Genomic DNA, 15,448 nt, shown 5'->3' with positions numbered 1-15,448 from the left:
GAAAAACACGCTCAAAAAGTGAGAAATTAAATCAATAAAATAGACAATAACGCTTAGTTAAAAATTGAAATTTATATTTCTCCTTTCTTAATTGGTTAAAACTAGCTGATGAATAAAGCGGGTTAATGTACTACATAGTGTCTGGTCGGAAACACATCAAAATTAAAAATATTTCTTTTTGCGATAGTTCCCTTTATTTTTAATCACCTGATGCTAAGGCATCACCTCATAAAAATAAATCAAACTCTCATCAAAAATAATTTATTTTATAAGAATCGTCTGTTTTCGACCAGCCACTACATAAAAACTACTCACTTTAACTTAGAAAGATCCTTCCATAGTTGTTCGCTTTTCTCCTCTCGCTTGAAATATGAACTTAGCCTAATGCCATCCTGGAATCATTTTCTATTTTAAACTGGTTGGAAATAGAAAATTGCAAAGAATCTTGTCAGTTAACCGCTTATTCACATTATTATTGGGTTAGATATGTTAATGGTTAAGTATCGGAAACGCATTTTTATGTATTTTTCAAAACCACATCAAAAAAAGGTCTCACTGCTAGCAATGAGACCTTTTTTTAATTTTATCTTGTCACCGACATTTTGACGCCGAAGACAACTGGTCAATCTGATATCACTCCTCTAGTCGGAATATTCAGCAACTGAGCAGCGAAAAGCAGAAAAGCCAAGCTTGACAAGAGCTGAAATAACTAAACCCTTTCAATAATTGCCGCATAACCTTGTCCAACCCCAATACATAAGGTAATCAAAGCATATCTTTTTTGTGTTTTCTGCAGTTCGATAGCAGCGGTTTGAAGAATACGAGCACCCGTCATTCCAAGTGGATGTCCTAGAGCAATCGCCCCGCCATTTCTATTCAAACGCGCATCATTATCTGCCAATCCCCAAGCTCTTGTGCAAGACAATGCTTGAGCAGCAAATGCTTCATTTAATTCAATGATATCCATATCATCCATGGTTAACCCCGTTCTTTTTAACAATTTGTTTGTGGCGTAAACAGGACCTATCCCCATAATTCTTGGTTCAACACCCGCCACAGCAGCACCCACAAATCTTGCCATTGGCTTTAATTGATGATCTTTTAAACCTTGCTCACTCGACAGCAACAATGCTCCAGCCCCATCATTCAATCCCGATGAATTTCCCGCAGTTACTGAACCTCCCTCTTTCTTAAATGCTGGACGAAGCTTACTTAAAGTTTCCACAGTAGTACCTGGGCGAAAAAATTCATCTTTATCAAAAATTAAAGCCTCTTGCTTACGACGAGGAATCTCAACCGCAACGATTTCTTCTGCCAAACGGCCATTCGACCAAGCCGCCTCTGCCTTTTGCTGTGACCATGCAGCAAACTTATCTTGGTCTTCCCGAGAAATTCCATATTTCTCAACCAAATTTTCCGCGGTTTGCCCCATTCCTTCTGTTCCGTATACTTGGTCTAGTTTAGGATTAACAAAACGCCATCCGAAAGAAGAATCATAAAGCTTAGCATCACTTCCAAAAGGCACAGCTGATTTACTCATTACCCAAGGTCCGCGTGTCATGTTCTCTACTCCACCCGCCAAATAAATATCTCCAGCGCCGTCTTTAATTGCTCGCGCAGCAGTAACAGCAGATGACAATCCAGAAGAACATAATCTATTAATTGTTTCCCCTCCTATTGTACTCGGTAATCCTGCCAACAACAGTGACATTCTCGCCACATTTCTATTGTCTTCACCCGCTTGATTAGCACAACCAAATATCACGTCTTCAATTGCATTAGGGTCTAAAGTTGAATTTCTTTCTACTACTGTTTTCATTACCAATGCTGCCATATCATCAGGGCGAACATTTGACAATGTACCTCTAAAACTTCCGATGGGTGTCCTTACACCGTCTACAATATATACTTCTTTACTCATCTTTTTCTTTGCTTTTGATTGGCTAAAATAAGAACAATTTTAGAGAAAGCTTCAATAATTAGCTTTCGAGAACCTGAAAATAGTAGTAAAAGATTAAACATTTATTGGCTTGATCAGGACCCCTTGAATCCAATTTATTATTCTATTTTTAAGGATTGCAAAAATAAATAAGATGATAAAACGAAAACTATTACTCCTTGGACTTGGTCTGATTTCATTCGCACAAATTGGTTTAGCCCAAGAATTAACTGAGAAAGAACAAGCCTACATGGACTCAATTGCTGCAGAAAATAAAGAAAACAGTACCACAGCAGCAAGTCAAGAAGCTTACAATAAAGGAATTGAACTATTTAAAAAGAAATCCTATTTAATGGCTGTTTCCTCTTTCGAAAAATCGATTCAATTAGACAATCAATTCACGGCAGCTTTTTACAACAAGGGAATCGCAGAAAACGAAGCAAAACTTTACGGCGAAGCTGCAAAAACATTAAGTCAACTATTGAATAAAGATCCTAATTATTCGAAAGCCTATTTTCAGCGCGCTAGAGCTTATCAAGGAACTGGAGAGTATTCAAAGGCTGAAATCGATTATATGAAATCTATAGAGTTAGATCCAAACAACCCAAATGCCTATTATAATTACGGAACACTTCAGTTTATGCAAAAAGATTATGACAAAGCCATTCAATCTTTTACCACCACTATTGAAATGAACGGAAATTTAGCTTATGCCTATAATGATAGGGCAAGTTGTTACAGAATGAAAGGTGATTACACGAAGGCAATTTCAGACTACGAACAAGCCGAAAAGAAAAATCCGAATTTGGCTTTTGTTCTCAACAATATAGGAACAACCAAAATGAAAATGAAAAATTACGATGGAGCAATTGCATCTTTTAATCGCGCTATTTCAATTGACAAAAATTTCCACTTAGCCTACAACAACAGGGGCGCTACTCAAATGGAGAGAAACAAGTTAGATGAAGCCCTATCTGACTTTGAAAAATGCGTTCAAGTGAAAAATGATTATGCTCCTGGACACGCAAACATTGCCGCTGTAAAATTTAAAAAAGAAGATTACAAAGGAGCTAAAGTAGCCGCAGATAAAGCCATAAAGTTAGACAGAAATTACGCGACTGCCTACGTAAACAGAGGAATGATAAATGAAATGCTTCGCAATATGAATGCTGCCTGCGAAGACTGGAAAAAAGCCAGCGAATTGGGCTCTGAGACAGGCCAACAATATGCTGCTCAAAACTGTGGACTCTAAAATGAAAACTATGAAAAACTTAAACAAATACATCATCGCAATTTCACTGTTTATTAGTGGCTTTTCAACAGCGCAAAACATTGAATTTAAACGCTCCAACTTTAAAGATAATGTCGAAGATTATAAAGTAGCAACAGATGCAATAGAGCAAGGGGTTACGCTTTTAGAAGAGGGTTCAATGGCCATCTTTGAAGTAAAAGACCCAGGGTTAGCATTCAAAAAAGCATTGGTACAATTTGAAATCGCTCAGAAATTAAATCCAGAAAATGCGTTAAACAACTTTAGAATTGGTGTTTGTCACCTCCATTCTTCAGCCCCTTATCAAGCCATTCCGTTTTTAGAAAAAGCCTATCAATTAGATCCTGCCTGCGATCCATTCCTCTACTACTATCATGGAAATGCTATGCAGCTTGAAGAAAAGTTTGATGAGGCATTGGTATCCTATCAACAATTTGAAGACAATTATCGAAAAGCAGATAATTTCAACAAATTCGTAAAAATGAGAAAACGGGAATGCGATAATGCTAAAAAATTCAAAGCGAATCCCGTTAGATGTTGGATAGATAACTTAAAAGAAATCAACACAGAACATGATGAAATAGCACCGACAATAACCACGGATGGCGCGGAAATCATTTTTAGTTCTAACAGACCCAATTCAAACAAGCCTAACGAAGTAGGTGAATACGATCATGATATTTATACCTCTTCCAATACCGAAGGAGATTGGAAGAAAGCATCTCCAATTTCAGGAAATGTAAATTCTAATTTAGACGATATCGTGAACAACCTTTACTATGACGGAACAAAAATGCTGCTGCACAAAGACAATGAAGGCCAAATAGACATTTACGAAACTACATTAGACGGTGCGAAGTGGACTACTCCAGAAATCATGCATTTTCAAATCAGTACGAAACGCACAAATGACATGTACGCCTCATACAACCATGATGGTTACAACATTTATTTTGCGCGAGGAAACGAAAACTTAAGCAAAGGAACTAATATTATGTACTCTGGAATGCAGAGCATGTTGAAGAAAGATTACAAAACAGCAACATCAATTAATCAAGTAAATAGTCAATTTAACGACGGTCCTGTTTACTTGCATATCGATGGAAAAACAATGTATATCGCATCGCAAGGACACGAGTCAATTGGAGGTTATGACATTTTCATATCCACAAAAACCCAAAGCGGATGGTCTGCTCCAAAAAACATGGGCTACCCAATAAACACACCTTACGATGACTTTTTCTTTGCACCCACTGCGAATGGGAAATATGCCTACATTTCATCCAATCGACCGAATGGAGCAGGTGGATTTGACATTTATAAAGTCACATTTTGGGGTGCTCCTAAAAAACCTATTGTAGATATGGAGGACTACCTATTGGCATCCATTGCTGAACCAATTAAAGATCCACAAATTGAAGATGTGGTAAATGTAAATAAAGTTTCTTTGACCGTGTTTAAAGGTAAAACAATTGACGCTTTGATCAACAAAGCAATAGAGGCCAATATTGAAATTACCGACAATAAAAGCGGTAAAATCATTGAGCGATTTACCACAAATAGTGCAACGGGGAAATTCTTACTTTCACTAGAAGCTGGAATAAACTATGGAATTGCAGTTAAAGCCGAGGGTTATTTATTTCATTCTGAAAACTTTGATGTACCTGATGGAAGCGATTACAATTTAATTAACAAAACCATTGAGTTAAAAAACATTGCTGTTGGGAGCAAAATTGCATTAAGGAATATTTTCTTTGACGTTGGACAAGCAACTTTAAGAAGTGAATCTGACGCTGAGTTAGACCGATTGGTTAAATTACTTAAAGACGTACCTGCTTTAAAAGTGGAAATTTCAGGGCACACAGATAATACAGGCCCTTCTTCAATCAATGATAAATTGTCGCAAGAAAGAGCAGATGCAGTGGTTGTTTATTTGAAAGGCAAAGGAATTTCAGCAGGCAGATTAAGCGCCAAAGGATATGGCTCTTCTCAACCCATAGCAAGCAATAAGAATGTGCAAGGTAGACAAGAAAATAGAAGAACAGAATTTGAGATTATCGAAAATTAAATAAATTTCATTCTTTAAAATTTTAAAACCCTTAGCTTTGTTTCGATACAAGTTAAGGGTTTTTTCATACTTTAATTTTAGACCACAATGACAAAAGAACAATTATACTATTTAAAGAAGAAGTTTTCAAACATTGCTTTAATCGACAACTCATCTTTAGAGAAATATGGAAAAGATGAAACAGAGGATTTATTATTTCCTCCACACATTGTTTTACGTCCTTCAACAACCGAAGAAATTTCTGCAATTCTAAAATATTGCAATGAAAACAAAATTCCTGTAACACCTTCAGGTGCAAGAACAGGGCTAAGTGGTGGTGCATTACCTATAAAAGGCGGTGTTGCACTAAGCATGGAAAAAATGAATAAAATCATTAAAATTGATGAGAACAATTCCCAAGTTATTACAGAACCTGGAGTAATCACCCAAAACCTTCAAGACGCAGTGAGAGAAAAAGGATTGTTCTACCCACCAGACCCAGCATCTAAAGGCAGTTGCTTTATTGGTGGAAATATTGCTGAAAACAGCGGCGGACCAAAAGCCGTTAAATATGGTGTTACTGCAGATTATGTTTTAAATCTCGAAGTAGTTTTGCCCAACGGTGATATTATCTGGACAGGTGCCAATGTATTAAAAAACGCAACAGGCTATAATCTCACGCAACTCATCGTGGGCAGCGAAGGAACATTGGGGGTGGTCACTAAAATTGTATTGCGCCTTATTCCCCACCCGACTACAAATATGCTCATGTTGGTTCCATTTTACGATGCTAAAAAAGCATGTGAAGCTGTTGCCGCAATCATGAAAACAGGAATTACGCCTAGCGGGATGGAGTTTATGGAACGCGATGCCATTCAATGGACTTTAAACAACATTCCGAACATTCAAATGGAAATTAACGAAAAGCACGAAGCACATTTACTGATAGAAGTGGATGGCTTTGATGAAAGTAAATTGCTTGAAGAATGTGAAAAAATAGCCGAAGTTTTAGAACAGTTTGAAACAGGGGAAATTCTTTTTGCCGATAGCCAAGCGCAAAAAGATAGACTTTGGGAAGTGAGAAGAAAAGTTGGTGAGGCAGTGAAGTCACACTCAATCTACAAGGAAGAAGATACCGTGGTTCCCCGTTATGAATTACCTCAGTTACTTTCGGGAGTAAAGAAAATAGGAGCAAAATATGGTTTCAAATCGGTTTGTTATGGGCATGCCGGAGATGGAAATCTGCATGTAAACATTATAAAAGGCGACTTAACAGAAGAGCAATGGAACGAAGAACTCCCTTTGGCGATTCGAGAGATATTTGAATTAACTGTTGATTTGGGAGGAACAATTTCTGGTGAACATGGAATTGGATGGGTACAAAAACCTTATATGGACATTCCCTTTACCCCTATTTCATTGCGCTTGATGAAAGAAATCAAACAAATATTTGACCCTAATAACATCATGAACCCAGATAAAATCTTAAACTAGTTTTACTCCCAATACTTATCTTTGGTGTTTTCGATAAAGTCCAACTCCTGATGAAACTCATCTATCTTCTTTAGTTCTTCCGGTGTTGCTTTTTCTTGAATCAACATAAACAGTTCCCGCTCTTCGAATCGAATATGGCGATCTAGCTCTTCTTCGATATGGTTAATTGTTTTTTCGAGACTTGTTGTTTCTCCAAACAAGCGTGTTAATCTGCGGTGCTCAGAAAGTGCTTTTTTAATCATTTCATGGTTGTCACCCAAAACAGGGAACATGTACTTTTCCTCGTCATCAAAATGAGGTTTCAGATGGTTTTCAAAGAACCAGTCATTGTATTTTTTAATCTTTTTATAAGAAACACCGTTTTGAATTCCTTTTCTAATTTTCCAACAGAGAAGCAAGCCTTGATGATGCTCACGACTAAAGGGTTGAATAGATTTATGTCTTTTTAATGGTTTTCTCGTGTTTCCCATACTATTTGTTATTTTTTTTCAAGCTTTTCTATTATTTTAGAAGTTGTGCCATCTGCATAAACTCCGTATGCATTTAATAGAACACCTTTTACTTTATGCTTCTTGGAAGAAATAGCATAAACAATCATAGAATCTCCTGGATCATTCTCCCCTTCAAACCGGTGTATTTCATCGATTCCAAATTCATCAGAAGAAAGTTCTAAGTCAGTTTTATTGCATACGATACAGTCTTTGGTTGCTTGAATGTAAAAATCGGTTTCATACCCTCTTTTAATCAAATCATTAACAGCCTCTGAAACCGTATCGTATGTTGGTTTTCTATTCATTATTTGCAAATTTAAAAGCTTGCTAGTTCGGCATTACCATAATATGAGCTCTATGCGTTCCAGGATCCATCAACCAAGGCATTCCCGGAGCTGACGGTGATAGCGGAAGTCCAGTAGACTCCTGAGTGGCATAAGGGAGATATACTACATAACGTAGTTTTCCCTCCTTGATCTCCCCAGACTCCTTATCTAAATTCTCTGCTTTTCCACTAAAGACATACATCATGCTTTGACCTTTGGGAAAATTCAATACTCCCGACTCGATTTCTTTCTTTCGAATTTCTCTTACCTCTATTGGTGATTTCCCTTCAGACTTCAGCACGCGACCGCGTTGAAAAAAATCTTCCAATTCACTGTAATAACAAACAATTTGAATTCCATCTTTATTCGGGTCATCTCCAACACAAGTCAAGTAGCTGTCAGAATCTCGCAAAACAATCATCTCTACTTCGTCTGAATAACCAATAACCCTTGCCTCTTTCTTATCTTTATCAGGCAAGAAATGAGTTGATAAATTAATCTGCGCTTCACTACTCAAGCCTATTTCTTCCTGTGCAATACTCAATGAAGCAATAAAAAATGTTGCTCCTAAAATCACTTTTCTCATCTTACTTTTTTTTAGCAAGATAGTAAATCTGATGCACTTACTTTGGTCAGAAAAGCAACATGATTATATTTTCTCCAAAGCAGCATCATAATTTGGTTCATCTGTCACTTCCTGCACCAACTCAGCGTACTGGATTACTAAATTTTCGTCAGTAACAATCACACCTCTCGCATGAAGCCCATTCAATGGCCCACCTTCCATAACAATTCCCAATTTATCAGCATCTCTGTATCGAAAATCTGAAGTTGTGATGGCATTATCGATTCCTTCGCTCGTACAAAAACGACTAAACGCGAAAGGCAAATCTAGAGAAGTAAACACCAAGGCAACATCTTCTCTTCCTTTCAACTTATTAGCGAATGTATTCAATTGCATTCCACAAACAGAAGTGTCTACACTAGGAAAAATATTGAAAACGACCTTCTTCCCTTTTAAATCATTGGTATTTAATTCTGACAAATCCGCCTTTACTAATTTCATTTCTGGGAAATCATCACCTACTTTTGGGAAATTTCCGTTGGTCTTAATTGCTGTTCCTTTAAATTTAATATCCATATCTATATAATTGTTAATGTTTAATTATTAGTTGTCGTGTTTAACTACGATATTTCTTATCGTTTTCCACTTTTTCTATTTTCTTGTCAAAGATTTTCAAATACATAGCCTCCTTGCGGACTCTATCTTTGTGAATTATTTTCTGGTCTATGGTTCCAAATTGCTAAGAACAAACCTGTCGACATTCTTCGGGCAGCATTTTTAGCTCTATCTGCCAATCGACCTTCAAACAATTCATCAATAGTACTAAACCATAAACGCATCCAATGCGCAAAATGTTCTTGGGTTACGCCGTAATTCATTTTATGGTCTACCTCTGCATGAACGCGGGGCGGATTCCCTTTAAACTTAGGAATCCCAAACAAATTAGTTTCCCAGAAATCTGTAAGCTTCTCTAAATGCGGTGGCCATTGCTCGGCAGAAAGATGTGCATTAAAAATAGGGCCCAATTCTTCATCTGCTCTTATTTTGTCGTAAAAAGCATGAACCAATCGACTTACATCCTCTCTATTTTCTATTTCTTTCATTATTTAGAATTTTCCGCAACTTCCTTAACGCGGTCGGCAGTATCCAACTTCGAAAGTGTTAAGCGAACCACACTTTCCTCCTTAGCCAATAAATCATGAGGAACATTTCCCTCCAAGGTTAAAATATCTCCTTTCTTAAGCTGATGTTTATCTCCTTCAACACCAAATTCTATTGCTCCCTCCAGCAAGTGAACTACAATCGGAAATGGTGTTTTATGCTCCTTCATGACTTGTCCTTTTTTAAAGGCAATTCGAATCTCCTTCGAGAAAGAGGATTCTAATATTACTGAAATCCTTACTTTATCTTCTGTAAAGGATAGGTCGTTTAAAAATGAGTTACTCTCCATGTTATATGTATCAATTAATTAATCTTTACAATGTAAGCAAAATTAAGCATTCAACCAACAAAAGACAAACTTATCCTTTATAGTTTTAGCAAATAAAAAAAGGAGAACTAAACAGCTCTCCTCTTCAATATTTCTATAGCGGCTCACTATTTTTTCATGTGACGCGCATATCTGTTTTTGAACTTATCAATACGACCTGCAGTATCAACGTATTGCTCTTTACCAGTGAAGTAAGGGTGAGACATATGAGAAATATCCAACTTAACAAGTGGGTACTCTGTTCCGTCCTCCCATTCAATTGTTTCCGTAGATGCAGCGCATGAACGTGTAACAAATGAATATTCATTCGTCATATCTTTAAACACTACTAAACGGTAGTTCTCTGGGTGTGTATCTTTTTTCATTTCAACTAAAATTTCTTGTTCTATCTTAAATCGGATGGCAAATTTAATAATTAAAATCAATTTCACACAATCCCTGCACGAAATATTTTAATAATAAATTAGTTTCGGCAAATATAACTTAATTACTTTGCTTTTTAGCTTCAATCTGCCCTAAATTTTAAAACATCATAATTAAATTTCTAACTCTTGATTTTTTATTTGCAATGGTAATGAACGATTTGCAAATCGTCCCACGTTGTACCTTCGAATTTTGGATGGATTTTGAATTTCGATTCACAATGACAACGGACGATTTGCAAATCGTCCCACGTTGTACCTTCGAATTTTGGATGGATTTTGAATCATCATTCCGCCTTCGATTGGTGTTCATTCATAATTCTCAATCAACCAAAATAAAACCGATATTAAATCGTTACATTTGCAATGTCTCTTCTGCTTAATCAAATATCAAAAAAAATTGTGTTGAAAAAAATAATTTATATAATCCCATTTATCCTTTTGGCATGGCTGGCTTCTTATTTAACCAGCTGTAAAAAAGACATTCTATTCTCAAAAGACAAGCTTTCGTTTTCAACTGATACCGTATTATTTGACACCGTGTTTACCACGGTAGGTTCAACCACAAAGAAATTGAAAATATACAATACAGCCAATCAACCCATAAAAGTAAAAAGCGTGATCTTGGCCGGTGGTGAAAGCTCGCCCTACCGCGTAAATTTAGACGGTATTTCTGGTACTATTTTTAAAGATTTCGAAATTCCAGCAAACGATAGTCTCTTCATGTTTGTTGAGGTCACTTTAGGAGAAAACAATATCAACGACCCACTTATTATTGAAGATGTAATTGAATTTGAAACCAACGGAAAAATGCAAAGCGTGCAATTGGCTGCCTGGGGACAAGACGCTTACTTTCATTATCAAGACTTAAACGAAGGAATTTGGCCCAACGATAAACCCCATGTTATTTATGATTACGCATTAATCGATTCCGCAAAATCTTTAACCATTCAGGCAGGCACTAAAATCCACATGCACAAAGGAGCAATCCTGTTTGTAAACAAAGGCGAGCTGCATATTGAAGGAGATTTTGACAACAAGGTGATTATTGAGGGAGACAGGCTTGAGCCCTTCTACCAAGACGTAAAAGGTCAATATTATGGCGTTTATTTCAATCAAGCACTTCCATCAACAATAGATAATGCAATCATTAAGAATGGAACAGCTGGAGTTCATATATTCGGCAACAACCCATCCAATAGCGGATACACCGTTGAAATTACCAACTCAGAAATCTCAAATCATTCCAGTTATGGAATTTTCAACTACTCAGGCGGAAAAGTGAAAGGAGAAAATTTAAACATTCACAGCAATGGCATTTATGCCTACTTTCTTTTAGAAGGAGGTAATCACAATTTTAATCACTCCCAATTCTTAAGCTATGGCTCAGATGGAAACCAACCCGCTGTGGCTATAAAAAACTACTTTACAAGAGAAGACAACCTAACATACATTGGCGATGTTGGTGAAGGAGTTTTTACTAATTCAATCATTTTTGGAGGTGGAGATTTCCAAATTGCTTACGATACCATTACAGACAACGGAGCAGTTTCTATAGATATTAATTACAACACCAATTTCATCAATCAATTGGATATTCCTAGCCATTCAGGATTTGTTAATAACGTATGGAACACCAATCCAAATTTTGAAAATGTAATTGAAAAAGAATTTATAATCAAAAACTCTTCTTTGTGCAAAGACGCCGCTAACATGGGAATCCTTATGATCCCAGGAAACAATGTAGACATCACAGGAAAAAGCAGAAGTGGTGTATTTGACATTGGCGCTTACGAGTTAGACTAAAAAATGAAATTAAAACACCACTGTATCCTCCTAATGGCTTTTATAAGTCTGCATGGAATAGCTCAAAAATGGGTTGGAGAAAATTGGGGTGTTCAAGTAGGAATAACTGCGGATGTTGGAACGCACATCAATAAAGTAGGGTTAAAGTTTCAAGGATATTATTCTTATGAATTCGTTCAAATAAATCTGGGAAATCAAATTAGATTTAACAGCACAAATTTAGGAGGAAGAAAAGATTACGTCACACAAAGAATTAGCACTGGAATTGCACTTTTAACAGGAGCTAAAAACAGCACTCCTCAACTTATATTAGATGGCCTCAATCATCAAAGCAAACACGATTACGCTATTGCCTATAACTACCTGTGGTACTTCGACAACATAGGAACTTCTCAAAGATCTGGCGGATTTGGGATACATCTCCAACAAATCAGTTTATATATAGAAAATGATTTCTTTGCAGGTTCAGGACGAGACAGGTACAGAACAAATCACGCCAGCATAAGTTACCATGATGGATTATACAACGTGAGCTTAAACACTCAATTATGGACGGGAGACACCAGGGGAACTCGTTTAATGAACACCGCAGACAGCATGTACGTTGTAGGATATAAAGATTTAAGCGAAACACATTACGGCAGATTTAGCCATGGAATTTTGAGCTTGGGGTTTGATTATCAACTATTTTACGGCAATCAATTCTCTGCCCTTGCTGGTGTAGACAGTGAACGTATACGCCACGGTTTACAAAACCAGTTCATGCACAACAAGAAGTTCATTCCATTACGATGGCGAGAACCAAATGTTAACTACCCTATGCTGAATGCGGAAGGTTTTCCAGTCCATTTCAAAGAGGAAGCTGCACCAGCCAGATTATTCCTTCAATTTGGGTTAAACAGAAGTTTTTCCTATTAAAAAAATAAGCCTATCGGATACTTTACCCCAATCTGCTTTATGAATAAAATTAGCATTATTAATTGGTGTTTTTCTTTTTGGCATTGCCCCAAAAAGAAACAAAAAGGTCTAGCGCCTGATATTTTTTCTTGTCTTCACTCCTAAAAGTCGATAATGTCGGTGATCTCCGCCGCAAGCTATGGAGCTTCCGCCATTATTAGCGACTTCTAGCACGCTCCACCTTCAAAAAAAGATAAAGCGCGTCCTAAAAACGAAGAATTTCCACCCTAATAACTATTTGGGATTTCATTTTGAAGTTATAAATTTTTAGTTTTCCAATAAAATTAGAATGACAATTCGCAAAACAAACCTAAAACAAAGGGGGGTAAATAGTTTTGGGGTAAAGAAGACGATAGACATTTAAAAAAATAAGCCCTTCTCCATTCCCCTTTTGAATTTTATTTTTTTGGGCGCCTAAATCCAAATACACCTTCAAAATAATTTCTGCTTTTTGGTTTTGCTTTAACCCTTTTATAAAGTGTTCCCGCAAGGTTGTATCTTGTGGGAATGCTTTAATCACCTATGGTACTACTTCGTGGTATATCTTATGGGAACACTTTAGTCTTGTTCTTTTATGCACTTCATATTTTTCAGAATCCCAAAGATCAACTCAAGATAGGAGAATACCAATTTTTATACAGGGATTCTTAGTTAAGAAAAAAGTCAATCCCTAACTTTTGAAACTGCCCCATAAATAACAACTCGTAACAATAACAACACTTTTAGTTGATTTTCTTTGAATACTCAAACAATTATAAACACCGAACTCAAGTGAGACAAGCCTTAAACACCAGAGATCATCAAAAATTTAAGCCATAAAAAAAGGCGGTTCTGAATTCAGAACCGCCTTTTTTAAAAATTATTAAAATGCTTAGTGATTTACTACTACTTGCATTGTGTGAGTCATGTTGTTTGTTAAGTAAACCTTAACAATATAAACACCATTTTCAACACTTGCTACATTCATAGTTGAAGTTTCAGCATTGTTAGTTACATTTTGAGAAACTACTGTTTGCCCCATCATGTTAACTAATTCTACTTTATTCACTTCATTTCCGTTGAAATCAACATTTAGCACATCAGAAGCTGGAGAAGGATAAGCAGACATATTGATTGCTAATTTCTCTTCGTTTAAGCTTACTCTTGACGCGTCAATAAACCCTACAGTTACACCAGGAACAGTTTCAGGTCCAAATCCATTTGGATTAAAAGATCCAGAACCACCTTCAATTGGGAACATTGGTTGTAGGTAATACTCACGGTTAAAAGTGTAATCTCTAGCGCCATCATGACCAAAGTACACCTCTGCATTAAATGTATTTACACAGAATAAGTATCGTTGGTTATCTTCCAATGCTTTTACTTCAGCATCTTCAAACGTTGCAGTAACCATTTCGTTTGCTGCATCCGTTGCGTATTGATAATCTCCTGCCATGAATGGTTCATATAAAGAAATTGGGTTTGTAAAGTTAGGGTCATTTAAATCTACAAAATTGTCATTCCACTTATACACTTGTATAAAAACATCTTCTCCTGCCAATGAAGGATCTACTGCATCAGATGCCTTAGAAGCTGCAAAAGAAATGTGTCTTGGAGCTAAACGACTCGCGTTTTCATCCATAAATGTAATACAAGAAGAATAGTGAGGAATCGCAGCACCCCCAGCATCAATAGGTCTTAAACCACTCAATCCAGAAGGCAACATTGTTACTTCATCAAACTTGGCATAAGATAAATCTGTTGGACTAATTACAAAGTCAGACTCTAATGCGTCATCTACAATGTATCCATCAGTTTCAGCACTTTCGATAGTATAAGTTAAGTTATAGTAACCTTCATCCCACATTGCTGGAGCAAAATCTGGTAAACTAAACAACAAACTGTCACCAGAGATAATATCAGCCGCAGCAGAAGTTTCGTTATAAATTTCAGTTCCGTTTAAGGTAATTACGGCATTCAAAGTAATACCTGTTTGGTCATTACTACCATAGTTATAACCATAAGCAGCAAGATCAACTTGGTATTCAGAACCATCCGTAGCCAAAGCTGAAGGCATAGAAGCAAATTGCGGGCGCAAAATCTGTGCATCTTTCAGTCCTAAATCGTTAGCAAAATAGCCCAATTTATTCCCGATAAATACGTTTACAGGTCCATTAGCCATCTCAGCAACGATAGTTGCTCCATCCATTTCACCAATCATGGCAACTGGAATATTCGTAAGCATACCATCAGTACCACCAGCCATTCCAACTGGTCCACCTGGAACGTTGTTAATGATTACAGTTGCAATTGCACCTGCCGCCTCAGCTTTTAATACTTTCGAAGAGAAAGTACAATCTCCTCTATAAAGCACTGCAATGTTTCCATTAAGCGCAGCTGCGTTTGTCGCAGCTGTACAAGCCGTACTGTCAGTTTCAAATAAAACAAGATCTCCCGTTACAGAATTTGCTGGGATTGCTAAATCTGGAGAAGACCAACTGCTTCCTGGATCTCCATAAGTCATGTCGTAACCTCCTTCAATGTTGGCCGGACTCAAACCAAGGAAAACTACTTGGGCATTCATCGCTCCTGCAGCCAGCAATGCCAATCCTAAAAGTAAATGTTTTTTCATAGTATTTATTTTTCAATTATTTAAGACGAAA

At 36.8% G+C, this 15,448-nt stretch carries 14 protein-coding genes; 5 read left to right on the top strand and 9 right to left on the bottom strand.

The window, feature by feature from the left end:
* Nucleotides 1-709: 709 nt before the first annotated feature.
* Nucleotides 710-1,921: an acetyl-CoA C-acyltransferase gene (locus DIT68_RS14855; protein ID WP_109360609.1), complete on the bottom strand. Its 1,212-nt coding sequence runs from the start codon at nucleotides 1,919-1,921 to the stop codon at nucleotides 710-712.
* Between the two features lie 172 nt (nucleotides 1,922-2,093).
* Between DIT68_RS14855 and DIT68_RS14850 the strand changes: the two genes are divergently transcribed.
* From DIT68_RS14850 to DIT68_RS14840, 3 genes are all read left to right on the top strand, one after another.
* Nucleotides 2,094-3,191, top strand: coding sequence for a tetratricopeptide repeat protein (locus tag DIT68_RS14850; RefSeq protein WP_109360608.1), 1,098 nt, complete (start codon nucleotides 2,094-2,096; stop codon nucleotides 3,189-3,191).
* Between the two features lie 10 nt (nucleotides 3,192-3,201).
* Nucleotides 3,202-5,277: an OmpA family protein gene (locus DIT68_RS14845; protein WP_158276207.1), complete on the top strand. Its 2,076-nt coding sequence runs from the start codon at nucleotides 3,202-3,204 to the stop codon at nucleotides 5,275-5,277.
* 87 nt (nucleotides 5,278-5,364) lie between these two features.
* Nucleotides 5,365-6,750 (top strand): FAD-binding oxidoreductase, encoded by a 1,386-nt coding sequence (locus tag DIT68_RS14840; protein ID WP_109360606.1) that lies wholly within the window; start codon nucleotides 5,365-5,367, stop codon nucleotides 6,748-6,750.
* 2 nt (nucleotides 6,751-6,752) lie between these two features.
* Here the strand turns inward: DIT68_RS14840 and DIT68_RS14835 are convergent, their stop codons facing one another.
* The 7 genes from DIT68_RS14835 to DIT68_RS14805 form a co-directional block, all read right to left on the bottom strand.
* Nucleotides 6,753-7,220 (bottom strand): hemerythrin domain-containing protein, encoded by a 468-nt coding sequence (locus tag DIT68_RS14835; protein ID WP_109360605.1) that lies wholly within the window; start codon nucleotides 7,218-7,220, stop codon nucleotides 6,753-6,755.
* Nucleotides 7,221-7,228: 8 nt separating this feature from the next.
* Nucleotides 7,229-7,546 (bottom strand): phosphoribosylpyrophosphate synthetase, encoded by a 318-nt coding sequence (locus DIT68_RS14830; protein WP_109360604.1) that lies wholly within the window; start codon nucleotides 7,544-7,546, stop codon nucleotides 7,229-7,231.
* A 22-nt stretch (nucleotides 7,547-7,568) separates the two neighbouring features.
* Nucleotides 7,569-8,153, bottom strand: a complete 585-nt coding sequence (locus DIT68_RS14825; protein WP_109360603.1) for a hypothetical protein — start codon at nucleotides 8,151-8,153, stop codon at nucleotides 7,569-7,571.
* Between the two features lie 63 nt (nucleotides 8,154-8,216).
* Nucleotides 8,217-8,708: a thiol peroxidase gene (gene tpx / locus DIT68_RS14820; protein ID WP_109360602.1), complete on the bottom strand. Its 492-nt coding sequence runs from the start codon at nucleotides 8,706-8,708 to the stop codon at nucleotides 8,217-8,219.
* Nucleotides 8,709-8,830: 122 nt separating this feature from the next.
* Nucleotides 8,831-9,235, bottom strand: coding sequence for a group III truncated hemoglobin (locus DIT68_RS14815; protein WP_199223432.1), 405 nt, complete (start codon nucleotides 9,233-9,235; stop codon nucleotides 8,831-8,833).
* The gene (locus DIT68_RS14810; RefSeq protein ID WP_109360600.1) at nucleotides 9,235-9,582 is read right to left on the bottom strand and encodes a cupin domain-containing protein; all 348 of its coding nucleotides are present in this window, start codon (nucleotides 9,580-9,582) and stop codon (nucleotides 9,235-9,237) included. The genes DIT68_RS14815 and DIT68_RS14810 overlap by 1 nt, the downstream gene beginning before the upstream one ends.
* Nucleotides 9,583-9,728: 146 nt before the next feature.
* The gene (locus tag DIT68_RS14805) at nucleotides 9,729-9,986 is read right to left on the bottom strand and encodes a type B 50S ribosomal protein L31 (RefSeq protein ID WP_109360612.1); all 258 of its coding nucleotides are present in this window, start codon (nucleotides 9,984-9,986) and stop codon (nucleotides 9,729-9,731) included.
* 462 nt (nucleotides 9,987-10,448) lie between these two features.
* Between DIT68_RS14805 and DIT68_RS14800 the strand changes: the two genes are divergently transcribed.
* On the top strand, nucleotides 10,449-11,849 hold the full coding sequence (locus DIT68_RS14800; protein ID WP_146194242.1) for a hypothetical protein: 1,401 nt from the start codon (nucleotides 10,449-10,451) through the stop codon (nucleotides 11,847-11,849).
* Between the two features lie 3 nt (nucleotides 11,850-11,852).
* Nucleotides 11,853-12,767 (top strand): polymorphic toxin type 23 domain-containing protein, encoded by a 915-nt coding sequence (locus DIT68_RS14795; protein WP_109360598.1) that lies wholly within the window; start codon nucleotides 11,853-11,855, stop codon nucleotides 12,765-12,767.
* A 910-nt stretch (nucleotides 12,768-13,677) separates the two neighbouring features.
* Here DIT68_RS14795 and DIT68_RS16370 read toward each other — a convergent pair.
* Nucleotides 13,678-15,417: a T9SS type A sorting domain-containing protein gene (locus DIT68_RS16370; protein WP_158276206.1), complete on the bottom strand. Its 1,740-nt coding sequence runs from the start codon at nucleotides 15,415-15,417 to the stop codon at nucleotides 13,678-13,680.
* Nucleotides 15,418-15,448 lie beyond the last annotated feature (31 nt).

The sequence above is a fragment of the Brumimicrobium oceani genome (assembly GCF_003143775.1).
GTDB lineage: Bacteria > Bacteroidota > Bacteroidia > Flavobacteriales_D > Crocinitomicaceae > Brumimicrobium > Brumimicrobium oceani.
Note: the sequence above shows the minus strand (reverse complement) of the source record. Positions and strands in the feature narration are given on the sequence as shown.